Origin of the sequence: Bradyrhizobium dasycarpum (assembly GCF_042019905.1) — a bacterium.
Taxonomy (GTDB): Bacteria; Pseudomonadota; Alphaproteobacteria; order Rhizobiales; family Xanthobacteraceae; genus Bradyrhizobium; species Bradyrhizobium japonicum_B.
Genome location: NZ_CP169574.1, coordinates 6417754 through 6442461, shown reverse-complemented (window position 1 = coordinate 6442461; position 24708 = coordinate 6417754). Strand labels below are relative to the sequence as shown.

Below are 24708 nucleotides of genomic sequence, written 5' to 3'. Positions count from 1 at the left end.
AGGACGGCCGGCCGGAGGCCGCTTACCCTGTCGCTGATCTCAAATATCATTGACCGAACGGTTCGGTCAATATATAAATGGCTCTAAGCGGCACTTTACTGGGCCGAATACCTTCTATTTGCGTTCACCGTTCAGCATCTGATCAGAAAATCTTCCGAGATCCTAAACCAATGGTTGTAGCCGGCCGCGACCATCTGCACGCCGTCCAAGAGGAGGACGGCACCAAACGTCGCCAGATCCTGGACGGTGCCCGCAAGGTGTTCATGGATCTGGGTTTCGACGGCGCCAGCATGGGCGAGATCGCGCGCGCCGCGCAGGTCTCCAAGGGCACGCTCTACGTCTACTTCGCCGACAAGTCCGCGCTGTTCGAAGCCATCATCGAGGAAGAGGCCCTTCAGCATGGCCAGGTCGTGTTCAGCTTCGATCCTGCCCGCGATGCCGAGGCCACGCTGAGGGAGTTCGGTCTCGCCTACCTTCATCTGATCTGCCGGCCCGGTGGCGGATCGGCGATCCGGACCGTGATGGCGATCGCCGAACGCATGCCTGATGTCGGCCGCCGCTATTATGCGCGGGTGCTGGACAAGAGCATCAGCCGCCTCTCCGGTTATCTCAGGGCCCGTGTGGTCGCGCGCGATCTCGATATCGAGGATTGCGATCTTGCCGCCTCGCAGTTCATGGAACTGGCCAAGGCTTCACTCTTCCTGCCCTTCGTGTTCCAGGCCGCGCCGGCACCGTCGGAACAGCGCATGGCCGAGGTGGTCGACAGCGCCACGCGGATGTTCCTGGCGGCGTACAAGACGAAGTAGCAGCGCGTTGCACCGGCAGGCGGGGCGGCATTATATTGCGGCCATGTCTCGTGATCTTCGCCCGCCGGTCGACATCCTCCACTACGAGATCGTCCAGGAACAGGCCTCGGCCCTCGGTCGGATGGGCCGCGCGCTCGAACAGGCGCTGGCGCGCTTGCGCGAGTTTGACGCCGCCCACGCCGCCACGGGAACTGCAGCCTCGATGCAGCCGGCGAGGCGCAAGCTGGTGCTGGAGGCCGGCCAGGCGCTCTGGATGTTCGTGGTGCAGCGCGAGGCGACGGGCCTGCGCGACAGCCGCCACATCATGCGCACCTACAACGTCCCGGCCGAAGTGCAGTGCTGCATGGGATTGCCACCTGCACCGCGGAAGCCGGCTGCCGGGTGAATTCCGGCTCCGCCGAGCTCAAGTTCCGATGGCTTCCATTGCGCGCCACCCGTGCAGGACCCGCCGCCCCTCCCGCGCGAACGCAAAGCAGTTGCCGCCGCCGGCGGGCTGATCGTGGATGCGGGCGATCGGACGGCCCGCAATGTGGCAGAACAGCAGCGTGCCGACTGCGCCGTGGCCGACGAAGAGGACGTCGCCGGGACGATCTCGCACCAGCACCGCCTCAGCCTCGCGCACGATCCGCGCCTGCGCATCTGCGGCGCGCTCCCAGCCGCGCACGCTGAGATGAGGCAAGGCGAAGAACTGGTCGGCGACGGCTTCGAACTCGGCCGGCTTCAGGAAGCCGGTCGCCGAACGGTCGTTCTCGTGCATGGCCTCGCGGATCTCGATCATCAGTCCGAGACGAGCGGCAATGATCTCGGCGGTCTCGATCGCCTTCCGCTCGCCGCTGGAGACGATCTGCGTCGTGCTTGCGAGCCAGCCTGCATTCGCCAAGGCCTCGGTGCGCGCGCGGCCGACCGAGCTCAATCCCCATTGCGGCACCGGCACATCGGGATCGATTTGCACCTGCGGGTGGGTGAGATAGCGGACGATGTCGGCGGTCATGGTGAATTTCGGTCTCCCCCGTCATTGCGAGGAGCCCTTGCGACGAAGCAATCCAGACTACCGCCGCGGTGATAGTCTGGATTGCTTCGCTCCGCTCGCAATGACGGTGGAGGTCGATTTTCGCAAGGCAATGCCTATTCGTCGATGTACTCGTCATCCTCACGCTTGCGTGCCGTGCTCTTGCGCCCACCGAGCGAGCCGGTGACGGAGGTATCGCGCGCATTGGCATAGGGGCTGCGCGACTGCGCACGCGCGGCGACCTCCTCGCCGGACACGGCGGCCGGCTGGCAGATCAGGCGCCGGCTGGCGCGGCGCATCAGGTCGACGTGGATGTGATCGTAGTGAAAGACGTTCGAGCCCGGCGCGAGAACGGTGGTGAAATGCGCACACGCACCCGCTTGCACGTCGCGCAGGAAGCCCTGCTCCTCCGGCATGCCGCGCCAGCCGTCCTTGATGGTGACGCGGCGGCCGTCGGCCAGCACGAAGGCGGAGATGTCAAGCGCGTTGCCGAAGGCGTGCTCGGAGATATGAGCCCGCGAGTTGCCGTTCATGCCGCGGCAGGAATAGGCGGAGATCTGCTTGATCTCGGCGACGCGGACGCCGAACCAGCGCATCGCCGAAGGCTGCACAGTGTCGGCGAGCCAGCGGTCGAGCTCGGACACGATCGGACAGGCCAGCGTCGCCGTCGGCTTGATTGCGACGGGCCCGACGGCCGTGACGGAATTGCCTTGCGCAGGGCCGAGGCGCGGCAGCGGTTGCTGCGCAGGCGCCTGCGAATAAGGTGCCGGACGTGCCGGATAGCTCGGCGCATTCATGTAGCGCGCCGCGCCTGCGGCATCGGTGCCATCGGGCGGCAGGTCGATCTCGTCCTCCGCCGCCACGCCCGGTGCGTTCAGAGACATCGGCCCGGACGAGGCGCCGTAGCCGGACGGGTGGCGCACCGCGCTCTCGGGATAGTTCGACCGCGGCGGATAGGCGGAGGCCGGATAGTTTTGCCCCTGCGGATAGTTCGATTGCGGCTGCGTCACGGGCCAGCGCGGCTGGTTGCCGATGCTCCCGGGGGGCGCAATTGCTCGTCGGCGAAGCCATAGGTGCTGGAGGCTTCGCCGATGGCGGCGACCTTGAGTGGAAATTCGGCGCCGCACTGGCCGGGTCCGGAAATCGGGTCGATGCGGACGAGATCCGGCCCCTCTTTCACCGCGCCCGATTTCAGGCATGCGGCTTCCGCCTCGGCCCGCCACGGTTCGCGTTCGGCCTGGAAGAAGCCGCGTCCGCAACCCGCTAGCGAAACAAGGACGATGGAGCCGACGAGATACAAACGAACTCCGCGCGTCATGCACGCACGTTCGGTGAATTTACTTAAAGACTCTTCAACACATTGATTTCAGTGTTCTTTAACCATACCGGCCCGCGTGCCGAAGCTTGGGACAGGACCGAACGACAGCAGGGCTGACTTTATCGAGACGAGACTCTCTGTTAACTATGATCCTCGCGCGCAAAGCAGCGCACGTGGAGGAAGCGACTCATGACGTTCGCCGGGAAACTGAGCGTAGTCACCGCCTACCTCGCCATGGCCTTCGTCGGCGCCATCGTGCTCGGCATGCTCTAGCGGCTCATCCATCGAGTGCATCGAAGGCGGCTTCTTCCCTTCTCCCCCTGCGGAAGAAGGTGGCGCGAAGCGCCGGATGAGGCGTTCTATCCTCGCGCGCTGGCGTTCGCGGACATGCTCTCCCGCAAGCGGCGCCGGCATTTTGCGCAACGCTACGACCGCGCACTCCACTGCCGCGAGGTCGTGATCAGTTGCTCGCGCGGCGCGTCGATCCGTGTCCAATCGTTGCCGGAGCACCAGAAACGCCAAAGCGCACAGGCCTCGACGCGGAGCCTGCCGGAGCTCTTCAGGGTCATCGTCGCGTAATAGGTGTTGCCGCTGGAGCGGCTGTAGATGCTGCCGGTCCAGACGTCGTGCGATTTCGGCTTCATGTTGACGAGCACGCTCTCGCCCCGGCTCGAGGCCTCGGTCAGCGCATAACCGCAAAGCGCAGGGCCACAGCGCTCGATGCGGACCGTGCCCTTGGCACCTCGGCTCTCCCATTCGCCGAGCGGCGTATAGGCCTGCTCGTCGTCGCTGCGCCGTGCGATCGCCACGGTCTGCTTGATCTCGGGGCTCGGGACCGGCGGCGGCTCCAGGCGCGGCGGATCGGGATCCGGCGCCTCGGCTCTTGGTGGCTCAGGTCTCGGCGGCTCTGGTCTTGGTGTCTGCGGCGGCACGACCGGCTGCGATGTCGTCGCGGCCAGCGTCGGTGCTGAAGCAGCCGGCGGTGTTGCGACCAGGGTCGCCTGCGGCGGGCGAGGCGGGATGGCCGGATCGACCGGCGAGGTCCGGGCAATCGGCGCCGGCGGCGGGACCGGTCGCGTCGCGGCGTTTTCCACCGGCCGAAAGCTGCGATGGGACGAGATCGACACGCAGGTTGTGGATCGGCACGTTCTCGGCGCCTCGACATGGAAGCGGTGGCGGCCAATCGAGATGGAATAGGAACCGGCCTCGGCCGCCGGCGCGATCGCCATCAGCGCGATCAATGTGCCAAGCGAAGTCGCAAGCCGTTGCATCGCCCTCTCCCTCAATGTCGCGATGACCTTACGCAGAGCAATTGCGGCCGAATGTGCGCTGCCTCACCCAGACGCGCGCCGCCCTTGTGACCCCCATCACAGAACACCGGGCCGGCCCGGCATAAGGTCGAGCCACGTTTCATCCACCAGCGACTTCGGTCCATATCGAGACCGCGCCATTTTCGGAGGTTGTCATGAACAAGCTCACCGTCGCCGCCACCGCGCTCTTCCTCGCCTCGACCGCCGCCCATGCCGGCGGCAATACGATCTCGTTCCAGATCGAGGGCCAGCACATCCGCATCGAGACGCCGCGCAACTGCGCCTCGCTCAACTGCGTGACCATCGTCGCACCGGGCCTGTCGGACAAGCCGATCAAGCTGAACAACATCAACCTCAAGGGCTTCGGCGGCTCCAAGGATGATGACGCCGACACCACGCCGGCTCCGGGCACGGCCGCGCAGCCCGCGCCGACTCCGGTGCAGCAGCAGCCCGTGCAGCAGGCACCGGTTCAGGCGACCGCACCGGCCGCACCAATTGTCGCTCCCGCCGCGCCCGCGTCGACCGTTGCCGCCGCGCCGTCCGTCGACACGACGATGCAGCCCGCGCCCGCCGCGGCGCCCGCTCCCGTTGCTGCGCCCGCTGCGGCGGCGGCCGCTCCCGCTCCGGCTCCGGTGGCTGCCGCGCCTGTGGCGGTAGCGAACTCGCCGATCGGCATCTGGGCAACCGAAGAGGGGAAGGGCAATGTCCGGGTCGAGCAGTGCGGCGCCAATCTGTGCGGCTACGCCGAGAAGACCAACGAGCGCATCCTGATCAACATGAAGCCCGAGGGCTCGAAGTGGAGCGGCCGCATCCGCGATCCCAATTCCGGCCGCAACTACGACTCGACCATCGCGATGAAGGGCCCGAATACGATGCGCGTGCAAGGCTGCGCCTTCGGCGGCATGTTCTGCGGCGGCCAGACCTGGAAGCGTGTGAGCTGACCCACGGAGCGTGTCATCCCCGGGCGATGCGCAGCATCGAACCCGGGATCGCGGCGCCACGGACTCCACGTCGAGATTCCGGGTCGAGACTTCGTCGCGCCCGGAATGACGAGCAAAGGCGAAGCCACGCCCTCACCCAGCATGGCGTTTGAACGTTCACCCTCCCATACCACACATGTTCATCCGCCATTCAGGTCGGCCCAGTTGAGATCGGCCGATCTCGCCTCGCGTTCTCACCGGGACTTCCTCGTGACATCAATGCCGGCTAGGCGCCGCTTCGTGTTCGCGCTTGCGCTGCTGGCATTGCCGCTGGCGGGCGGCGGCGTGGCGCATGCATCCGATGCAATCAAGTTTGCTCAGGCGCAGCCGCAGACGGACCCAGCGCCTGCACCTTCCCCAACGCCCTCGGCCTCGCCGACACCGGCTACGGACGCAGACGTGACCGCCGTCGAGCCGATCGGCAACGTCGCGACCGTCACGGGCATCGCGACCGTGATCCGCGACAAGAACTCTTATCCTTTGCGCCTCCGCGACGACATCTATCTCAACGACGTCGTGCAGACCTCGTCGAACTCCACGCTCGGCATCACCTTCAACGACGCGACCACGTTCAATCTCTCCGCCAGCTCCAAGATCACCATCGACAATTACGTCTATGAAGACGGCGGCAAGCAGAACTCCGGAATCTTCGACATCGGCAAGGGCACAGTCGCCTTCGTTGCGGCGGCCGTGGCGAAGACCGGCAGCATGAAGATCACGACGCCGACGGCGACGCTCGGCATCCGCGGCACCACCGGCGTCGTCGAGGTGCCCGAAGGCGCCGCCGCCAGCGGCGCGCGCAACGTCAACATCAAGCTCTATCCCGACGCCGACGGCCGCGTCGGCCATATCGACGTCGACGACCGCATCAGCGGCGCGCGGCTCGGCGCGCTGACGCAAGGCGCCAGCGGCTTTGCGATCCGGCCTGGCGCAGCCGCTGCCGGAATCATGCGCTTTGCCGCGGTGCCGATCAGGATTCCCGCACAGCAGGTCGCGCGCGACCGCGGCTTCGTCAGCCAGGTCCATCTGGCGCAGACCACGGGGCGCCGGATCGTCACCGAGCAGCGCGACTTCCGCCGCGCCAATCCAGGCGCGATCAGCCGCATTCCGCGGCCGGTGCAGCCGCCACAGCAGCAACAATTGCGACCGACGACGGCGCCAAGCCAGCAGCCGCAGCGCCTGAACGGGCCGAACAACCGTCCAGGCCAGCAGCAGCCGGGCACGCCGGGCCGGCAGGGAACACAGCACGGCGCCCAGCCGCCGCAGCGGCTGGGAGGACAACACGGCGGCGCGGTGCAGCCGGGCACGCCGCGTGCCGGGCAGCAGCAAGGGCCGGCCGTCCACGCGCACCGCGCGCCGGACAAGGCACGGCGCCCAACAGCACGCCGCAAATTCAGCCCCAGCGTGGTGGACAGATTCAGCCCGGAGGAATCGTGCCGCCGCAACCAGGCGGGGCACAGCAAGCAGGCCCGCAGCAGCCATTGCCGCGCACGGGATTGCAACCGGGTCAGCCTGCGGCTCAACCAGGCATGCAGCGCCCCGGCGGCCTCCAGCCGCGCCTCCCCGCCGCGCAACGTCCCGCAGCGCCGCACAGATCCCCGCCCGCGCCGAAGGAGAAAGAGCGGCGGTAATTGCTCGCTCCCGTCATGGCGAGGAGCCCTTGCGGCGAAGCAATCCAGAGTGTCTCCGTGAAAAGACTCTGGATTGCTTCGCGGAGCTCGTCATCGGGCCGCGCACTGCGCGGACCCGGTGGCTCGCAATGACGACTCGGAGGAAACGCGCGCGCTCTCGCACGCACTCAGCTCGCGGACGTTTCCAAACTCACGCTTCGCCGCGCAGCCAGGCCTTCACCTTGCGCAACAGGCCTTGCCGCAACTCGTCGACGGAAGCCGCTTCCGCGGGTGTCAGCGTCTGCAGCGATGCATCGATATCGTCTTTCGCCAATGGCGACACCGGCTCGGAAACCTGCTTCGACTCCGGGGCGGATCGAGGCGCCAGCCCCGCTGCCGCAAGCGCGATCGGGCCGGTCTGGGTCAGGAACGCGCGTTCGTATTCGCGCGACAGCCGCGCGATCGCGTCGTCCAGCGAGAGCCAGTCGACCGCCTTGACGTCGTTCATCAGCTTCCGGACCGGCCCGCCCTCGGCCTCCATGCGCCAGAAATGCACGACCTTCGAGCGTCCGCCGGACTGGTAGGCGAGCGTGCCGAGGAATTCGTGCACGGCGACGTCGTGGCCGGTCTCCTCCAGCACCTCGCGATGCGCGGCTTCCTTCGGCGTCTCGCCGTCGTCGAGCTTGCCCTTGGGCAAGACCCATTCGTTGCGCTTGCGCTGGCGCACGACCGCGATCAGCGGCGTCGAACCACGCCGCAGCACGATACCACCCGCCGCCATCACCGGCGCCCGCGCCATCACCAAATCCGTCGTCGTCGAACCGTCCCCACCGACGATATAGGCGCCGGGGACGGCGGATTGAAGGCTACTTTCTTCTGAGCAGCCCCTGGCCGGCGCGAATACGTGTGCCCTCGGCAATCCCGTCGCAGAAGGTGAAGTCGCCGGGCGCCAGGATGATGATGGTCGAGCCGTGCTCGAACCAGCCGAGCTCCTCGCCCTTGGCGACGTTGACGTCGCAGGGGAAATTGAACGGTCCGCGGCTCTGCGCGTTCAGCACCCTATCGAGGAAATGCAACCGGATACTCGCGACCAGGATCGCGGCAACCGGCACCAGCGTCACGGCCTCGCCGGTCGAGAGATGCGTGCGGATCACGGCGCGCTCATTCTTGCAGAACAACCGCTCGACCCGCTTCAAGGCGATCGGGTTGACGTTCCAGACGTCGCCGTGGATCAGCGTGACGCCCTCGATCTGCGCGTCATAGGGCGCATGGAAGCGGTGATACATGCTCGAGGTCAGCCGCAGCGTGACGAACGAGCCGTTGCGGTGCCGATCGACCAGCGCGGAATCGCCGACGAGGTCGAGCAGCGAATAGGGAGCGCCCTTGACCTGGAACAGCTCGGTGTCGGCGATCCGTCCATGCGCACCGACGATGCCGTCCGAGGGGCTGGCGACGATGGAGGGGTCCGGATCGAACGGCCGCAGGCCCGGCTTCAGCTCCCGCGTGAAGCAATCGTGCAGGCTCGTGAAATGATCCTTGCGCGCCTCGGACAGGTCGAGGTCGGAGAACAGCTTCCACAGCGCGATCGAGACGTCCCGCACGAGGGGATTCTCGATCTTGGAGAACCAGCCCATGAAGCGGGTCAGCGCCGCGCGCGGGATGCGGTTGGTCAACAGGAAGTTGAGGTCTTCCTGCTGGGTGAAAGAGGCGATGAGGGCTTTGACTGTCATGAATCTGTCAGCTCACAGGTTTAGCGCTTGTTGTCATGGAAACGACACTCCCGATTCTCTCGATGTCCGTGGCCGCCGCAGCGTCCGCTGCCGCCGTCCTCCCGAAGTTGAAGGCGCGGATCGAACTCTCCCGCGCCAAGCATCGATCGCTCGCCGGCCACTCCAAGATGTCGCGCCGGGTGGCAAGGCTGCTCCCGTTCTACGAGTTCGGAGAGAACGACTACTTCGCGTGCGACGGCGCGCCGGCGAACATCGCCGCGCAGCGCAAGGACGGCTTCTTCCGTCTCGCCGCCCTCTACGCCGAGCGCTACCCGAAGGGGCGCGCGATGACAAAGGAAGCGGCGGAGAAAATCCCCGACCTGAACTTCACCGAGAGCTACCGCGTGCCGTTCCAGTTCTCGCGCCTGGTCCGCGAGCATCTGGGCACCTCGACCTTCGTGGCATCCTCCAGCGGCGTCACCATCACCGACGTCGACGGCAACACGTCGTACGATCTCACCGGGTCCTACGGCGTCAACATCTTCGGCAACGACTTCTACAAGGAGTGCATCGAGGGCGCCGAGAAGCGTGCGCATGCGCTCGGCCCGGTGCTCGGCCCGTACCATCCTGTCATCCTCGACAACGTGCAGCGGCTCTGCCGGATCTCCGGCCTCGACGAGGTCTCGTTCCACATGTCCGGCACCGAAGCGGTCATGCAGGCGGTGCGGCTGGCGCGCTATCATACCAAGCGCACGCATCTCGTCCGCTTCGCCGGCGCCTATCACGGCTGGTGGGGCGACGTGCAGCCCGGCGTCGGCAATCCCATCCCCGCGCACGAAACCTACACCCTCGCCGAGATGTCCGAGAAGACGCTGCACGTGCTGAAGACGCGCAAGGACATCGCCTGCGTGCTGGTCAATCCGCTGCAGGGGCTGCATCCCAACGCCAACGCGCCCGGCGATTCTTCGCTGGTCGATTCCTCCCGCGGCGGCAATTTCGATCGGGCCGCCTACACGGAGTGGCTGAAGAAGCTGCGCGAGGTCTGCGACCAGCGCGGCATCGTCCTGATCTTCGACGAGGTGTTCGTCGGCTTCCGTCTCGCCGCCGGCGGCGCCCAGGATTATTTCGGCGTCAAGGCCGACATGGTGACCTACGGCAAGAGCCTCGCCGGCGGCCTGCCGGTCGGCGTCGTCTGCGGCAGGAAGGACCTGATGCGCCGCTTCCGCGACGATCGTCCCGCCGACATCTGCTTCGCCCGCGGCACCTTCAACTCGCATCCCTATGTCATGACGGCGATGGACGAATTCCTGAGCCGGCTCGCCAGCCCGAACTTCCGCGCCATCTATGACGGGCTGGAGGAAACCTGGAACGGCCGCGTGCAGAAGCTCAACCGGATGATGGAGGACGCCGAGCTGCCGGTGCGGTTCGCCAACTTCTCCTCGATCTGGACGGTGAAATACACGACGCCCTCCCGCTACAATTGGATGCTGCAATATTACCTGCGCGCCGAAGGTCTGGCGCTGAGCTGGGTCGGCACCGGCCGGCTGATCTTCAGCCTCAACTACACCGACGCAGACTTCGCCGAAGTGGCCGAACGCTTCGTCCGCGCGGCCGCGAAGATGAGGGCCGATGGCTTCTGGTGGCACGACGGCGTGCTCACCAACAAGCAGATCAAGCGGCAGATTTTGAAAGAGATGCTGGCCAGGCGGTTGGGTCGCTGAGGCCCGCTCTCTCCACCCCACCACCGTCATTCCGGGGCGGCTCGAAGAGCCGAACTCCGGTGCGCAATTGCGCAGCTGAGAATCTCGAGATTCCGGGTCTGGTCCTTCGGACCATCCCGGAATGACGGCGTTTGCGGCAAAGGTCACCGCCTTCGCAGCCCCCAAGACGTGGATGCCCGGGACGAGCCCGGGCATGACGTAGCCATGAGACATCGAAATCCCTGGTGAGACCAGCGCGCTCAGGCGTGTTGCTCCTCGAGCGTGGGCTCGCCGATCAGGCCCAGCGTGTGCTCGGGGTTGAGGTGCAGGCCGGGATCCATCAGCTCGCCGCGCATCAGCGCCAGCGGCGCCTTGTGGTAGAGCATCAGGTCGTGGAAAGGATCGGTCAGGATCTTGGTCATCCAGACCAGGCCAGTCTCGACGTCGCGGATGAAGAACAGGTGCACGGTGCGGAACAACAGGCCGCCGCCGCCGACCACGAGCCAGATCTTGGCAACCTGCCGCATGAAGTCGGTCGCGCTTTGCCAGGGCGTGAACAGGCCGAACAACGTGGGATCCACCACCAGCACCAGCGGCGAGAGCGCCCAGATCGCCATCAGCACGACCTTGCGCTGCAGGTTGTAGCCGACCTTGATCTCTTCCTTGTACTCGTGCGTCGCCTGGTTGACGTGATCGTAATCGTGCGGCTCGAAGAAGAAGTGACCGGCCTGGCGCGAGGTCATCGAGATCAGCCAGCCGACCAGCGCGGAGACCACGGGATCGACGAACAGCCAGACATAGGCGAACAGGAAGCTCAGCGCGCTGACGAAGTGCAGGCTCTGATTGATGCGGCTGTGGTGGTAGTAGCGATGGTCGTCCCAGCGCTGGATCCGCAGCTGCTCGAGATAATTCTTGATCATGCTCTTCCCCAAATGCTTTCGGCTACGGGTTAAAGGGATTCGATGTACGTCGTGTGACAACATCATCTTGTCATGTGATGGCATGCAGCGGCGCGATGACGCACGACTTACTCACCTCTCATCCTGAGGAGCGCGGAACGCGCGTCTCGAAGGATGAAGGCCGAGCTGCATCAGCCGGGCCTTCATGGTTCGAGACGGCGCTATGCGCCTCCTCACCATGAGGAGTAGCAGTTACGCCGCCTTGGCGACGTCGACCTTGCGGAAGCGCACCAGCGAGAAATGACCGAGCGGCGGGATCAGGCGGCGTTCGGCGAGCTCGATGCCTTTGGCGCCGGCCAGCCATTTCGTGTAGCGCGACCAGGCGAACTCGGCGGTGCGGAAGCCGAGCGGACGCACCACCGGCTGCAGCTTCTGCTCGATGAAGCGGCGCATGCCGGCATCCGCGCTGACGCGGGTGAGGACGATCAGCTCGCCGCCCGGACGCAGCACGCGGGCGAATTCGTCCAGCGCTTTCTCCGGATTCGGCACCGCGGTGACGACATATTGCGCCATCACCACGTCGAAGGAATTGTCCGGGAATTCGAGCTTCTCGGCGTCCATCACCGCGAGGCCCTCGACATTCTTCAGCTTGCGCTCGGCGACGCGCCGGCGCGCCTTGTCCAGCATCGCCTCCGAAATGTCGGTGCCGAAGATGCGCAAATGCGGCGCGTACATCGGCAGCGAGATGCCGGTGCCGACACCGACCTCGAGCACGCGGCCGCCGATCTTGTTGGTGGCCGCGATCGCCGCCTGCCGGCCCTTGGCGAACACGCCGCCGAACACGAGGTCATAGACCGGGGCCCAGCGGTCATAGGCCTGCTCGACCGTGCCGCGGGTGAGGTCGAGCTGCTGGGTGCCGTCAAGGTTCATGATCTTGGCCATCGATGAGGTTCTCGCTGTGGGTCTAACGAAAGTTCAACCGCGCACCGGCCGCCGCGCCATGCGGGGCGAGGCGCGCAAGGCGCGGCTGGGTTGGAGTGAGGTCAGGTTGCCGACGAACTGGCGCGCGCTGTTTTCCCAGGAACGCTCCAGCGCGAAGTTGCGGCAGGTCTCGCGCGACATGGTGAGCGCGCGCAGGCAGGCGGCGCGCAGATCGTGATCGATCGCGCCGATCGGATGATCGGCGATGACGTCTTTCGGACCCGTGACAGGAAACGCGGCAACCGGCGTGCCGCAGGCGAGGGCTTCGAGCTGCACCACGCCGAACGTATCGGTCAGGCTCGGAAACACGAACACGTCGGCGGCGGCGAGATGCGCGGTGAGATCGGCCCCTTTCTTCTCGCCGAGGAAGACGGCATCGGGATATTTCCGTTCCAGCGCCGCCCTCTGCGGGCCGTCGCCGACGACCACCTTGGTGCCGGGCAGGTCGAGCGCGAGGAACGCGTCGAGATTCTTCTCCACCGCGACGCGGCCCATGGTCATGAAGATCGGCCGCGGCAGCTCGAGGCTGAGCGGGAGCATCGGGATGAAACAGCTCGGTGTCGACGCCGCGGGTCCAGAAGCCGAGGCGCTTGAAGCCACGCTCAAACAGCTCCTGCCGCAGCGACGGCGTCGCCACCATGGTCATGGCGGCGGCATCGTGGAAATGGCGCAGCACGGCATAGCCGACGCTTGCGGGGATTCCGGTCCGCACCGCGACGTATTCGGGAAAGCGCGTCGTGTAGGAGGTGGTGAAGGCGAGTCGGTTGCGGCGGCAATAGGCTCGCGCGGCCCAGCCGATCGGGCCTTCGGTCGCGATGTGCAGCGCGTCCGGCGCCGCGGTCTCGATGCGCCGCGCGATCTCCTTCGTCGAAGGCAGCGCAAAGCGCAGGCCCGGATAGGTCGGCAGCGGCCAGGACGGAAAGCCGTCCGGGGTCAGGAAGCCGATTTCGACGTCCAGCGCCTTGGCCGCATTCGCCAGCGAGGTCAGCGTCCGGACAACGCCGTTGACCTGCGGATGCCAGGCGTCCGTCGCGATTAATACCCGCATGGGAAAATCCCGAGAGTTTGATGATTCTCGGTTTCCGACCATCAACGAAGGATATTTCAGGCGTGTGACGTCATAGAAGTGTCGGCCCGTCGTTTTGTTCGTTAACGGACGCCCGCGGCCACGAAACTGTCATGAAACAATTCTTGCCGCGGTGAAACCGTTTTCGGTTTTCCGCGCAAATGTCCCGAAACGTTTTGCCGTTAGTGATCCAGGCAACAGAGCACCGCAGCGGTGCCGCGGTGAGCAAAACACCGAGCCAACAGGGGCGATCACATGTTCAATCTGGACACGTTCAAGACGTTTTCGCGCGCGGTTGCTTTTGGCGCAGTCGCGGTCTCCGCAATCGCATTCGCGGGTAGCGCCAAGGCGGCGCCGGTGCAGATCTTCCCGTTCTTCCAGCCGCTGCCGCCGATGGCCGCGCCGCAGCCGTTCCAGCCCTACCAGCCGTATCAGGGGCCGACCTACCAGACCGAGCCGTCCGAGGACCAGGACGCCGTCGAGATGCCGGCCCGCTTCCGCCGCCAGACCGTCGCTTACGCGACGCGCGAAGCGCCCGGCACCATCATCATCGATACGCCCAACACCTATCTCTATTACGTGCTCGGAGGCGGCCAGGCGCTGCGCTACGGCATCGGCGTCGGCCGCGACGGCTTCACCTGGTCCGGCATCCAGTCGGTGACCCGCAAGGCCGAGTGGCCGGCCTGGACGCCGCCGCCGGAGATGATCGCCCGCCAGCCCTATCTGCCTCGCCACATGGCCGGCGGCCCCGGCAATCCGCTCGGCGCGCGCGCCATGTATCTCGGCGGCACCATCTATCGCATCCATGGCACCAACGCGCCCGAGACCATCGGCAAGCGCGTCTCGTCCGGCTGCATCCGCATGACCAACGAAGACGTCACCGACCTCTATTCCCGCGTCAATGTCGGCACCAAGGTCGTGGTGCTGCCGATGACGGAACGCCGCGCGGAACTCGGAACCGCTACGCGCTGAGCCGGCAGGACATCGTGACGCAAACGGCCCCGGAACCTGCCGGGGCCGCTTTTGTTTGCCCTCGACATGTTGACGCGCGCCTGCTGCGGCGCGGTCCCCGATGGAGGCGCAAATGCAATCACGCCTGCAATCCTCGCCCTATCCGTGGCTGCACGCGATCGCCGGCGCCGCCACGCTGACGCTGCTCGTGTCCGCGCCCGCCTCGCTCGCGCAGCAGCCGGCGGGCGATGAGGCAGGCAAGCAAGCCTTCAACAATTCCTGCCGCACCTGCCATTCCATGAAGGAAGGCGACAATCGCCTCGGCCCCAACCTCAACAAGATCGTCGGGCGCAAGGCTGGCGCGCTGCCGGACTACAATTACTCGTCATCGATGAAGGAAGCCGGCATCGTCTGGGACCAGGACAAGCTGGCGCGCTTCATGGTCAAGCCGGACGAGGTGGTGTCGGGCAACAAGATGCAGCCCTATGGCGGCATCTCGGCGGAGGAAGCGGCGAAGGTCGTTGCGTATCTGCAGGCGGCTTCGCAGTGACCGCCCCGTTTCGTCCGGCCCGATGATTGCGGCGCATCCTTCGAGACGCCCGCCTGCGGCGGGCCCTCAGGATGAGGACTGAGTGTACGGCCGCAGTCTCTGCGCCGTGCTTTCATCAATCCGCAAATGCCAGCTAGCCTCGCCCTGAGGAGCGCGCCCTTGCGCGCGTCTCGAAGGACGCGGCGTTCACACCGGCTGCACGCTTACCGGCTGACCGCGACCCGCCGCTCCGCGATCAAGCGCAGCCAGGCTGCCGAATGAAACGCGCTCATCAAAAGATACATCGGCACCATCCCGCCGAGCAGCGCCCCCTGCCCGGCGGCGCACAGCATGTCGGCCGACCCGGCCACGACCGTCAGCACGGCCATGATCGCGAAGGTCGGTGTCGCCGCCAGGGACAGCCAGCTGGCAAGGTGGCGCGCCGCCAGCGCGCCATTGCGGCCGGCGCCGGCCATTGCGCCGACGGGGCTAGTCACGGCCTTCCGCCGCCTCCCGGCGGAACGCCTTCTCGCCGGCGTCTGAGATCTCGACCCACTTCTTGTCGGGCGCGGCGCCCTCCGTGTAGCTGTCGTGCCAGTTCCACCATTTGTAGGTCGGCGTCTGCGGATAGCCCCTCGGCGAGTCCTCCCAGACCTCCTGACGGCCGAGCGGCGTGATGTCGAGGTAATTCCAGGTGCCGCCCATCTGCTCGTCGCCGCGGCTCTTGACGAAATAGGTACGGAAGACGCGCGTCCCGTCGCGGTAGAAGACGTTGGTGCCGTGCCATTCGTCGACGCCGAAATCGGCATCGAAGCTGTCGGTGATGGTGACCCATGGCATGGTCCAGCCCATCCGTTGCTTCAGCCTGACGATATCGGCTTGCGGCGCGCGCGAGGCGAACACGAGCGTGGTATCGCGGGCGTTCAAATGCGCGACGTGGGCGACCTGGTCGGCCACCATGGAGCAGCCGCGGCAGGCGTGATCGGGCCAGCCGAACACGCCGGGCTCGAAGAACGCACGGTAGACGATCAGCTGCCGCCGGCCCTGGAACAGGTCGACGAGACTGAGCTTGCCGCCGGGCCCCTCGAACGCATAGGTTTTGGAAACTTCCATCCACGGCATGCGCCGGCGCTCGGCGGCCAGGGCGTCACGGGCACGGGTATGCGCCTTCTCCTTCACGAGCAATTGCTGACGGGCGGCCTCCCAGTCCTGCGGCGACACCACCGGAGGTGTCTGCATGACGGACTGTCCGTTATTCGGTTCGTTTTGGGCTAATGTCATCATGACTCTCCAAATCTCTCGCTCAAGTCCATTCCGCCCCGCACCGCACATTGTCGGTCGACAACGATTTCTGGCACCGCGCGGTTGCGCGGTGGGAGTAACAAGTGTGGCGGGATTGGAATGGAGTCGCTGATCACGGCCGCCGCGCGCGCGCTCGAGGCGGGCGATCCGCTCGGTGCGCTGAACCGCGTCGCACTGCGCAACGACGCACCGTCGCTGGCGCTGCGCGGCATCGCGATGGCGCAGCTCGGCGACCTCGCCAAGGCCAAGTCGCTGCTGCGAAACGCGGCGCGCGCGTTCGGCCCGCGCGAGGCGGTGGCGCGGGCAAGATGCGTGGTGGCCGAAGCCGAGATCGCGCTGGTCTCGCGCGACCTGAGCTGGCCGGACAAGACACTCGCCGCCGCGCGCGCGACCCTCGAGAAGCATGGCGATCTCGCCAACGCGGCGCATGCCCGCCACATCGCCGCGCGGCGTCTTCTCCTGCTCGGACATATCGAGGAGGCGGAGCGTACGCTCGCCGATCCCGGCCCCTTCCCGCTGCCGCCTGCCTCGCAAGTCGTTCGCGAGCTGGTGCTCGCCGGCATCGCCATACGGCGGCTTCGATCGGAGGATGCGCGCGCGGCGCTGGCGCGGGCGGCCCGCGCAGCACGGCAGGCCGGCATCCCCGCCCTCGCCGCCGAAGTCGAAGGCGCGAGCCGCGTGCTCGACACGCCGGCGGCGCGCCTGATCACGCGCGGCGAGGAGCGGCTATTGCTGCTTGCGGAGGTCGAGCAGCTCGCGACATCCGAGGCAGTCGTCGTGGACACGTTCCATCATTCGGTGCGCAGGCGCGGCACCGTCGTGCCGCTCGGCACCCGGCCGGTGCTGTTTGCCCTCGTTCGCATCCTGGCACAGGCATGGCCTGCGGACGTGTCGCGGCAGACGCTGATCGCGGGCGCGTTTCGCGCCAAGCATCTCGATGAATCGCATCGGGCGCGGTTGCGCGTCGAGATGGGTCGGCTCCGCACCAAGCTCAGACCCCTCGCCGACGTGAACGCAACTAGCCAAGGATTTGCGCTGGCGCCGCGCAGGACGCGCGACATCCTCGTGCTGGCGCGGCCGGTCGACGAGAAGCACGCCAATGTTCTCGCTCTTCTCTCCGACGGCGAGCCCTGGTCGAGCTCGGCGCTGGCGCTGGCGCTGGGAACGAGCCCGCGCACGGTGCAGCGGGCCCTCGACGAGCTGGCGCGCTCGAACAAGGTGCAGAGCTTCGGGCACGGGCGGGCCCGGCGCTGGATGACGCCGCCCGTCCCGGGTTTCCCGACAGGCTTGTTACTCCCCACGCCGCTCCTGAAGACGTAACGTTGGGGCCACATCACAGGGAGCGAGCAGATGAAGCGTGCAGCCGCCGAGATCATCAGGGAGTACGGGCCGTTCGAGGGCGTCGAGGCCGTGCACGGCGTCACCTATGACGGCAGCCATGTCTGGTTCGCCTCCGGCGACAAATTGAATGCGGTCGATCCTGATAGCGGCAAGGTCGCGCGCTCCATCGATGTCGCCGCACATGCGGGAACGGCATTCGACGGAAGGCACCTGTTCCAGATCGCCGAGGATCGCATCCAGAAGATCGATGCGGCCTCAGGCAAGGTGATCAGCACCATTCCGGCGCCGGGCGGCGGCGGCGATTCAGGGCTCGCTTGGGCCGAAGGCTCGCTGTGGGTCGGGGCATATCGCGAGCGCAGGATCCATCAGGTCGATCCGGAAACCGGCAAGGTTCTCCGCACCATCGAGAGCAAGCGCTTCGTGACCGGGGTGACCTGGGTCGACGGCGAGCTCTGGCACGGCACCTGGGAGAACGAGGAGAGCGACATCAGGCGGATCGATCCCGCGACCGGCAAGGTGCTCGAGCAGCTCGACCTGCCCGCCGGGACGGGCGTGTCCGGGCTGGAGTCCGATGGCGGTGACCGCTTCTTCTGCGGCGGCGGCGCCAATGGCAATGTAAGAGCGGTCCGCCGTCCCCGGCGCGGCTGAATGCATGGCAGCGGCGGGTCGCATCCGTTAACCTGTTCGCCGCAATTCCACCCCACCGGTGCGCTCTAGCGCCGTTCTCGCCCGCCCTGTAGAATCCCCGCCGGGGCGGCTTGGGGGATTGATGCGACCAACGTTGAATCTGAAGACGATCCTGATCGGCGTCGCCGTGCTCGCGGCGTCCTTCTTCATCAGCTTGAAGGCGATGGATTTGCTGTCGCCGCGCGCGACGAATTCCGCGCCGCCGGTCGCGCAATTGCCGCCGCTGCCGCCGGCCGCGAAGAGCTCGATCGTGATCGCGCCGGTCGCCATCGCGATCTCGGCGATCCGCGAGCAGGCCGAGAAGGCCGCGCCACGCAATTTCTCGGGCAAAGCCGACAACCCGATCTCGCAGATCCTGGAGAACGCCGACATCGGCTGGTCCGCCGTGCGCGGGCCGATGGCAGCTAGCGGCGACAAGGACGTGCTGACGATCTCGACGCCGCTCTCCGGCAAGCTGAACGTGACGGGCTCGCTGTCGGCGAAGGCCACCGGCGCGCTCGGCGACGCGCTCGGCAGCGTGCTCGGCGGTGACGCAGCGAAACGGATCGGCGCCGTCAACATCAAGAATCTGAACGCCAGCGCGGAGATCAAGGGTAACGTGGTCGTCACCTCGCGCCCGAAGCTCGCCGCCAATTGGCATCTCGAGCCCAATCTCGGCGCCCAGGTCAATCTCGGCGACACCAACCTCAATGTCTCCGGCGCCAAGGTCAACGTGCCGGCGCAGGTGAAGCCGCTGATCGACAAGAATGTCGGCGAGCAGATCAACATCGTCTCCGAGCGGATCCGCAACGATCCCAGCCTGCGCGAGAACGCGAAGCTGCAATGGGCCAAGGCGTGCCGCTCGATCCCGCTGCAGGGCTCGGGCGCCTCGGCCGCGCTGCCGCCGCTCTGGCTGGAGATGAAACCGATCCGCGCCATCGCCGCGCAGCCGCGTGTCGACGCGCAGGCCGTGACGCTGCTGTTGGGCCTGGAAGCGGAGACGCGCGTCACCTCGACACCGACCAAGCCGAACTGTCCGTTCCCCGACAAGATCTCGATCGTGCCGCCGACCGGCACCGGCGTGAACATCGGCGTGCCGATCGACGTGCCCTTCACCGAGATCAACAGGCTGATCGCCGCGCAGATGGTCGGCCGCACCTATCCCGAGGACGGCTCCGGCCCGGTCGACGTCACCGTGAAGAGCGCCAACGTGATCCCGTCGGGCGACCGGCTGCTGATCTCGCTACTGGTGCGCGCCAAGGAGAAGAAGAGCTGGCTCGGCCTCGGCGCCGAGGCGACTGTGCACATCTGGGGGCGGCCGGTGCTCGACCAGGCGCAACAGACGCTGCGGCTCACCGACATCGAGCTCGCGGTGGAATCCGAGGCGGCATTCGGCCTGCTGGGCGCCGCGGCGCGCGCCGTGGTGCCGCAGATGCAGCAGGCGCTGCTGCAGAAGGCGACGCTCGACCTGAAGCCGATCGCCGCCAACGCCCGCGAGAAGATCGCCGCCGCAATCGCCGATTACCAGAAGAGTGAGGACGGCCTCAAGGTCGAGGCCAGGATCGACAGCCTGACGCTGGCCGACATCGCCTTCGATTCCAAGACCTTGCGCGTGGTCGCGGAAGCCGGCGGCGCGCTGAACGTGTATGTGAGCAAGCTGTCGGGGATGTAGCGCCGTCCCTGCGGGGCGCGATCGCATTTGACTTGTTGCGCGGCCTGCGCGCACGTCTCGTCCTTCGAGACGGCGCTTACGCGCCTCCTCAGGATGAGGCTATTCCGCGTCAGTGCCCTTTGAAACTGCAGCCACGCACTCCGTCCTCATCCTGAGGAGCCCGCCCAAGGCGGGCGTCTCGAAGGATGGCCGCAGGGAAGAGTTATGAGATGCGATAGCCCCGCCACTCACCGGACCCGCACAATTCCTCGTCGCTTGCGCCGCTGGCATTCTCGCCGCAGGATGCTAATCTCGCACGGCACTGTAGGGGACACCGCGAGGACAAATATGGAAGCCGGCATGGTCACGCCCGCGCCGGCATTGGTGCGATTTTCCGGCATTCAGAAGACCTATGATGGCGAGCACCTCGTGGTGAAGAACCTCGACCTCGACATCAGGAAGGGCGAGTTCATCACCCTGCTCGGCCCGTCGGGCTCGGGCAAGACGACCACGCTGATGATGCTGGCCGGCTTCGAGGTACCGACCCATGGCGACATCTATCTCGCGGACCGGCCGATCAAGAACATGCCGCCGCACAAGCGCGACATCGGCATGGTGTTCCAAAACTATGCTCTGTTTCCGCATCTGACGATCGCCGAGAATATCGCCTTCCCGCTATCCGTTCGCAAAACGAGCAAGGCGGAGGTGGAGGAGCGCGTCGCTGCGGCGCTGCGCATGATCAAGATGGAAAACCTGGCGCACCGGCGGCCCGGACAGCTGTCCGGCGGCCAGCAGCAGCGCGTGGCTCTGGCGCGCGCGCTGGTCTTCAACCCGCAGCTCGTGCTGATGGACGAGCCGCTCGGCGCCCTCGACAAGCGCCTGCGCGAGCAGATGCAGCTGGAGATCAAGCAGCTGCACGAGACCATGGGCATCACGATCGTGTACGTCACCCACGATCAGAGCGAGGCGCTCACCATGTCCGACCGCATCGCCGTGTTCAACGACGGCGTCGTGCAGCAGATCGACAGGCCCGACGCGCTGTACGAGCATCCGGTCAACAGCTTCGTCGCCCATTTCATCGGCGAGAACAACGTGCTGGCCGGCACCGTCGAGACGGTCGACAAGGATTATTGCCGCGTCGCGCTGACCGGTGGCGGCGCCGTCACCGCCCGGGCGGTCAACGTCTCGGGCGCGGGCGCATCCACCTCGCTCTCGGTACGGCCGGAGCGGATCGCCATCATCGCGGACGGCAGCTCCAGCGACGGACCAAACCGCCTGCCGGCGAAGGTGCAGAACACCATCTATCTCGGCGACCACGCGCTGGCCGTGCTCGACGTCGCCGGCAACGCCGAATTCATGGTCAAGCTTCAGCCGGGCGCACATGGCAGCCTGAGCCACGGCGAGAGCGTCTTCATCAGCTTCCGCCCGGAGGATTGCCTCGCCCTCGATCCGGTCTGATCCAACACAAGCGGACCTGAAATACTCAACCTCAACGCAACTCGCACCAAGAAGGAACCAGGACCATGATGAAGCGCAAGATGGGCAGGATTGCTCTGGGTTTCGCCGCCGCGCTCGGTGCGAGCGCTGCGCTGGCGACGGTCGCACAGGCGCGGGACCTCACCGTCGTGTCGTGGGGTGGCGCCTACCAGGAGGCCCAGAAGAAGGTCTACTTCGAGCCGTTCAAGAAGGCCGCCGGAATTGCCATGAATGACGAGTCCTGGGACGGCGGCGTCGGCGTGCTGCGCGCCAAGGTGCAAGGCGGTGCCGCCACCTGGGACGTCGTCCAGGTCGAGAGCGACGAACTCGCGGTCGGCTGCGAGGAAGGCCTGTTCGAGAAGCTGGACTATACCAAGATCGGCGGCGAGGCCGCCTATATCCCGCCATCGGTCAATCCGTGCGGCGTCGGCGCCATCCTCTACGACTTCGTGCTCGGCTACGACAAGGACAAGCTGAAGGAAGCCCCGAAGGGCTGGGCGGACTTCTTCGACACCAAGAAGATTCCGGGCAAGCGCGCCCTGCGTCAGGGCCCGAAGACCACGCTGGAAATCGCGCTGATGGCCGACGGCGTCGCACCGAAAGACGTCTACAAGGTGCTGGCGACCGACGAGGGCGTCGAGCGCGCCTTCAAGAAGCTCGACACCATCAAGGGCGACATCGTCTGGTGGAAGGCCGGCGCCCAGCCGCCGCAACTGCTCGCCTCCGGCGAGGTGGCGATGACCTCGGTCTACAACGGCCGCATCGACACCGCGAACAAGAACGAGAAGAAGAACTTCGGCATGGTGTGGGATGGTGCGCTGTTCACGCTCGACAGCTGGGTCATCCTCAAGGGCAGCCCGAACAAGGACGCCGCCTACAAGTTCCTCGACTTCGTCGGCAAGGCGGAGAACCAGGCGAAACTGTCGGAGAACATCGCCTACGGCACCTCGAACAAGGACGCGGCCGGCAGGCTTCAGCCCGCCGTCTTGAAGGACCTGCCGACGGCCCCTGACAACATCAAGAACGCGGTCGAGATCAACGTCGCCTTCTGGCTCGAGAACATCGACCGCCTGACCGAGCGCTTCAACAAATGGGCCGCGAAATAGCGCGCGGCAGCACCCGCGTGCGGCGCACATGGAAAGCAGTTTCATTGCGGCCATCCTTCGAGACGCCCGCCTTTGGCGGGCTCCTCAGGATGAGGGTTGAGTGTGCGGCAACGACTTCACGGACACCGATACCGTGGAGCCTCATCCTGAGGAGACTGCGAAGCGGTCGTCTCGAAGGACGAGGCGCTTGCTCAGGCCTCCCGTCAAAGCGACTCGCGCCGTGACAGCAGCGTCCTTGCACGAAGTCCCACTCAAGCGCCGCCTGAAGCAGGCGGAGCGGGCACGCCAGCTCAAGGCATTGGCGCTGGTCCTCCCGCTTCTCGTCTTCCTGCTCTTCACCTTCGCCGGGCCCATCGCCGGCATGTTGTGGCGCGCGGTCGATGACAGGGAGGTGCGTCAGGTTCTGCCTCAAACCATAGCTGCTCTCGCCGATTGGGACGGCACGGACCTGCCGGACGAAAAAGCCTATTCAGCATTGGCAAGCGACGTGCTGGCGGCGCGCGCCGCCGGCACCATCGCCATCGCGGCGAAGCGGTTGAACTACGCGCTGAACGGTTTTCGCACCATCCTGACCAGCACCGCCCGCAATCTGAAGGCCGCGCCCGAGCCCGGCACCGCCAAGGAGACGCTGGGCAAGATCAATCCGGCCTGGCGCGAACGCGCCACCTGGACGACGATCAAGGACGCCAGCGGTCCCATCACGGGCTTCTACCTCCTGGCGGCGCTCGACCTCGTGCGGAACGCGGACGGCGCGATCGTCGCGGCCCCGCCGGACCAGGCCATCTACCGCAGCCTGTTCGTCCGCACCTTCGTCATCAGCCTCAGCGTCACCGTCCTCTGCCTGATCCTCGGCTTCCCGGTCGCTTACCTCCTGGCGACGCTGCCGCCCGGAAAGTCGAACCTGTTGATGATCTTCGTGCTGCTGCCGTTCTGGACCTCGCTTCTGGTCCGCACCTGCGCCTGGATCGTGCTGCTGCAGAGCAAAGGCGTCGTCAACGACAGCCTGCACTGGCTCGGCATCATCGACGAGCCGTTGCGCCTGATCTACAACCGCTTCGGCGTCTGCGTGGCCATGACCCACGTCCTCCTGCCGTTCATGATCCTGCCCCTGTACAGCAGCATGAAGGCGATTTCGCCGGCTTACTTGCGCGCCGCCGCCTCGCTCGGCGCACCGCCGGTCACCGCCTTCCTGCGCATCTACCTGCCTCAGACCCTGCCCGGCATCGCCGCCGGAAGCCTGCTCGTCTTCATCCTGGCGCTCGGCTATTACATCACGCCGGCCCTCGTCGGCGGCGCCGCCGACCAGATGATCAGCTATTTCATCGCGCTCTACACCACCGACACCGCCAATTGGGGCCTGGCTTCGGCGCTTGGCGCGGTGCTGCTGCTCGCCACCATTCTGCTGGCGCTCGTCTACGGCAAGCTGGTGCAGGGCCAGCAGGTCACGGGAGGCATGAAGAATTGAGCGACAATTCCGCCCTGCGCACCCCCAGCCAACGCATCGCGTGGACCGCGACCATCGTGGTCTCGACGCTGGTGTTCGTCTTCCTGATCGCGCCGATCCTCGCGATCATGCCGCTGTCCTTCAGCTCGGGCTCATACCTCACCTATCCGCTGCCCGGACTGTCCTTGCGCTGGTACGACGACTTCATCACCTCGCCGCGCTGGATGAACGCGCTGAAGAACAGCGTGATCATCGGCGTCGCCTCGACCGCACTGTCGATGGTGCTTGGCACGCTGGCCGCGCTGGGGCTGGCGCAGTGGAAGAGCCGGTTCAAGCCGCTCGTGCTGGCCTTCGTGCTGTCGCCGGTCGTCGTGCCCGGCGTCATCACCGCGGTCGGTCTCTATTTCTTCTTCGCGCCGATCGGACTGACCGGCAGCTATCTCGGCCTGATCCTGGCCCACACCGCGCTGTCGACGCCCTTCGTGGTGATCACGGTCGGCGCGACGCTGCAGAGCTTCGACACCAATCTGGCGCGCGCCGCCGCCTCGCTCGGCGCCTCGCCGCTCGAGGCGTTCCGCCGCGTGATCCTGCCGCTGATCCTGCCCGGCCTCGCATCGGGCGCGCTGTTCGCCTTCGCGACCAGCTTCGACGAGGTGGTGATCGTGCTGTTCATGGCCGGCCCGGAGCAGCGCACGCTGCCGCGCGAGATGTTCAGCGGCATCCGCGAGAACATCAGCCCGACCATCACGGCCGCGGCGTTGATCCTGACCAGCGTGTCGGTCATCCTCCTCGCCACCATGGAAGCCCTGCGCCGCCGCAACGAGCGGCTCAAGGCCGGCGGCTGAGCGGAGGCG

General features: G+C 66.4%; 21 protein-coding genes and 3 pseudogenes. 14 read left to right on the top strand and 10 right to left on the bottom strand.

Features of this window, described 5'->3' with window-relative positions; all coding sequences use genetic code 11:
• Positions 1-170: 170 nt before the first annotated feature.
• A complete protein-coding gene (locus tag ACETMP_RS30755) occupies positions 171-806 on the top strand; it encodes a TetR/AcrR family transcriptional regulator (RefSeq protein WP_375159074.1) in 636 nt (211 codons plus the stop codon).
• 43 nt (positions 807-849) lie between these two features.
• Entirely contained in the window at positions 850-1191 is a 342-nt protein-coding gene (locus ACETMP_RS30750) for a DUF6665 family protein (RefSeq protein WP_375159073.1), read from the top strand.
• Between the two features lie 18 nt (positions 1192-1209).
• Here the strand turns inward: ACETMP_RS30750 and ACETMP_RS30745 are convergent, their stop codons facing one another.
• The 3 genes and pseudogenes from ACETMP_RS30745 to ACETMP_RS30735 all read right to left on the bottom strand — a co-directional run bounded on the left by ACETMP_RS30745 (position 1210) and on the right by ACETMP_RS30735 (position 4404).
• Positions 1210-1797, bottom strand: coding sequence for a histidine phosphatase family protein (locus tag ACETMP_RS30745; RefSeq protein WP_375159072.1), 588 nt, complete (start codon positions 1795-1797; stop codon positions 1210-1212).
• Positions 1798-1931: 134 nt separating this feature from the next.
• Positions 1932-3133, bottom strand: a pseudogene (locus ACETMP_RS30740) (extensin family protein).
• 425 nt (positions 3134-3558) lie between these two features.
• Positions 3559-4404 (bottom strand): DUF2147 domain-containing protein, encoded by an 846-nt coding sequence (locus ACETMP_RS30735; protein WP_375159071.1) that lies wholly within the window; start codon positions 4402-4404, stop codon positions 3559-3561.
• Positions 4405-4598: 194 nt separating this feature from the next.
• Between ACETMP_RS30735 and ACETMP_RS30730 the strand changes: the two genes are divergently transcribed.
• Both ACETMP_RS30730 and ACETMP_RS30725 read left to right on the top strand, forming a co-directional pair.
• Positions 4599-5384 (top strand): DUF2147 domain-containing protein, encoded by a 786-nt coding sequence (locus ACETMP_RS30730; protein ID WP_375159070.1) that lies wholly within the window; start codon positions 4599-4601, stop codon positions 5382-5384.
• Between the two features lie 258 nt (positions 5385-5642).
• A pseudogene (locus ACETMP_RS30725) lies at positions 5643-7054 on the top strand (FecR domain-containing protein).
• A gap of 190 nt (positions 7055-7244) precedes the next feature.
• Here ACETMP_RS30725 and ACETMP_RS30720 read toward each other — a convergent pair.
• Positions 7245-7832: an NUDIX hydrolase gene (locus tag ACETMP_RS30720; RefSeq protein WP_375159069.1), complete on the bottom strand. Its 588-nt coding sequence runs from the start codon at positions 7830-7832 to the stop codon at positions 7245-7247.
• A gap of 67 nt (positions 7833-7899) precedes the next feature.
• Positions 7900-8763: an archaetidylserine decarboxylase gene (gene asd / locus ACETMP_RS30715; RefSeq protein WP_375159068.1), complete on the bottom strand. Its 864-nt coding sequence runs from the start codon at positions 8761-8763 to the stop codon at positions 7900-7902.
• Between the two features lie 35 nt (positions 8764-8798).
• On the opposite strand from asd, the gene ACETMP_RS30710 reads away from it, so the two are divergent.
• Positions 8799-10463 (top strand): aminotransferase class III-fold pyridoxal phosphate-dependent enzyme, encoded by a 1665-nt coding sequence (locus ACETMP_RS30710; protein WP_375159067.1) that lies wholly within the window; start codon positions 8799-8801, stop codon positions 10461-10463.
• Positions 10464-10702: 239 nt separating this feature from the next.
• On the opposite strand, the gene ACETMP_RS30705 is transcribed toward ACETMP_RS30710, so the two are convergent.
• The 3 genes and pseudogenes from ACETMP_RS30705 to ACETMP_RS30695 all read right to left on the bottom strand — a co-directional run bounded on the left by ACETMP_RS30705 (position 10703) and on the right by ACETMP_RS30695 (position 13370).
• A complete protein-coding gene (locus ACETMP_RS30705) occupies positions 10703-11362 on the bottom strand; it encodes a hypothetical protein (RefSeq protein ID WP_375159066.1) in 660 nt (219 codons plus the stop codon).
• 231 nt (positions 11363-11593) lie between these two features.
• The gene (locus ACETMP_RS30700; protein WP_375159065.1) at positions 11594-12283 is read right to left on the bottom strand and encodes a methyltransferase domain-containing protein; all 690 of its coding nucleotides are present in this window, start codon (positions 12281-12283) and stop codon (positions 11594-11596) included.
• Between the two features lie 33 nt (positions 12284-12316).
• Positions 12317-13370, bottom strand: a pseudogene (locus ACETMP_RS30695) (glycosyltransferase family 4 protein).
• 273 nt (positions 13371-13643) lie between these two features.
• Between ACETMP_RS30695 and ACETMP_RS30690 the strand changes: the two are divergent.
• Positions 13644-14360: a L,D-transpeptidase gene (locus ACETMP_RS30690; protein WP_375159064.1), complete on the top strand. Its 717-nt coding sequence runs from the start codon at positions 13644-13646 to the stop codon at positions 14358-14360.
• Between the two features lie 112 nt (positions 14361-14472).
• A complete protein-coding gene (locus tag ACETMP_RS30685) occupies positions 14473-14889 on the top strand; it encodes a c-type cytochrome (RefSeq protein ID WP_375159063.1) in 417 nt (138 codons plus the stop codon).
• 203 nt (positions 14890-15092) lie between these two features.
• Here ACETMP_RS30685 and ACETMP_RS30680 read toward each other — a convergent pair whose 3' ends face one another.
• Positions 15093-15365, bottom strand: coding sequence for a hypothetical protein (locus ACETMP_RS30680; protein WP_375159062.1), 273 nt, complete (start codon positions 15363-15365; stop codon positions 15093-15095).
• Entirely contained in the window at positions 15358-16149 is a 792-nt protein-coding gene (locus tag ACETMP_RS30675; protein WP_375159061.1) for a DUF899 domain-containing protein, read from the bottom strand. Before ACETMP_RS30675 ends, ACETMP_RS30680 begins: the two co-directional genes overlap by 8 nt.
• Positions 16150-16269: 120 nt before the next feature.
• Between ACETMP_RS30675 and ACETMP_RS30670 the strand changes: the two genes are divergently transcribed.
• The 7 genes from ACETMP_RS30670 (at position 16270) to ACETMP_RS30640 (ending at position 24699) form a co-directional block, all read left to right on the top strand.
• On the top strand, positions 16270-17490 hold the full coding sequence (locus tag ACETMP_RS30670) for a helix-turn-helix domain-containing protein (protein WP_375159060.1): 1221 nt from the start codon (positions 16270-16272) through the stop codon (positions 17488-17490).
• A gap of 30 nt (positions 17491-17520) precedes the next feature.
• Complete coding sequence (locus ACETMP_RS30665; RefSeq protein ID WP_375159059.1) at positions 17521-18159, top strand: glutaminyl-peptide cyclotransferase; 639 nt, start codon at positions 17521-17523, stop codon at positions 18157-18159.
• A gap of 121 nt (positions 18160-18280) precedes the next feature.
• Complete coding sequence (locus ACETMP_RS30660) at positions 18281-19849, top strand: DUF4403 family protein (protein WP_375159058.1); 1569 nt, start codon at positions 18281-18283, stop codon at positions 19847-19849.
• Positions 19850-20176: 327 nt separating this feature from the next.
• On the top strand, positions 20177-21286 hold the full coding sequence (locus tag ACETMP_RS30655) for an ABC transporter ATP-binding protein (protein WP_375159057.1): 1110 nt from the start codon (positions 20177-20179) through the stop codon (positions 21284-21286).
• Positions 21287-21351: 65 nt separating this feature from the next.
• Complete coding sequence (locus tag ACETMP_RS30650; RefSeq protein ID WP_375159056.1) at positions 21352-22410, top strand: ABC transporter substrate-binding protein; 1059 nt, start codon at positions 21352-21354, stop codon at positions 22408-22410.
• Between the two features lie 220 nt (positions 22411-22630).
• On the top strand, positions 22631-23875 hold the full coding sequence (locus tag ACETMP_RS30645; protein WP_375159055.1) for an ABC transporter permease: 1245 nt from the start codon (positions 22631-22633) through the stop codon (positions 23873-23875).
• A complete protein-coding gene (locus tag ACETMP_RS30640) occupies positions 23872-24699 on the top strand; it encodes an ABC transporter permease (RefSeq protein WP_375159054.1) in 828 nt (275 codons plus the stop codon). Before ACETMP_RS30645 ends, ACETMP_RS30640 begins: the two co-directional genes overlap by 4 nt.
• Positions 24700-24708 lie beyond the last annotated feature (9 nt).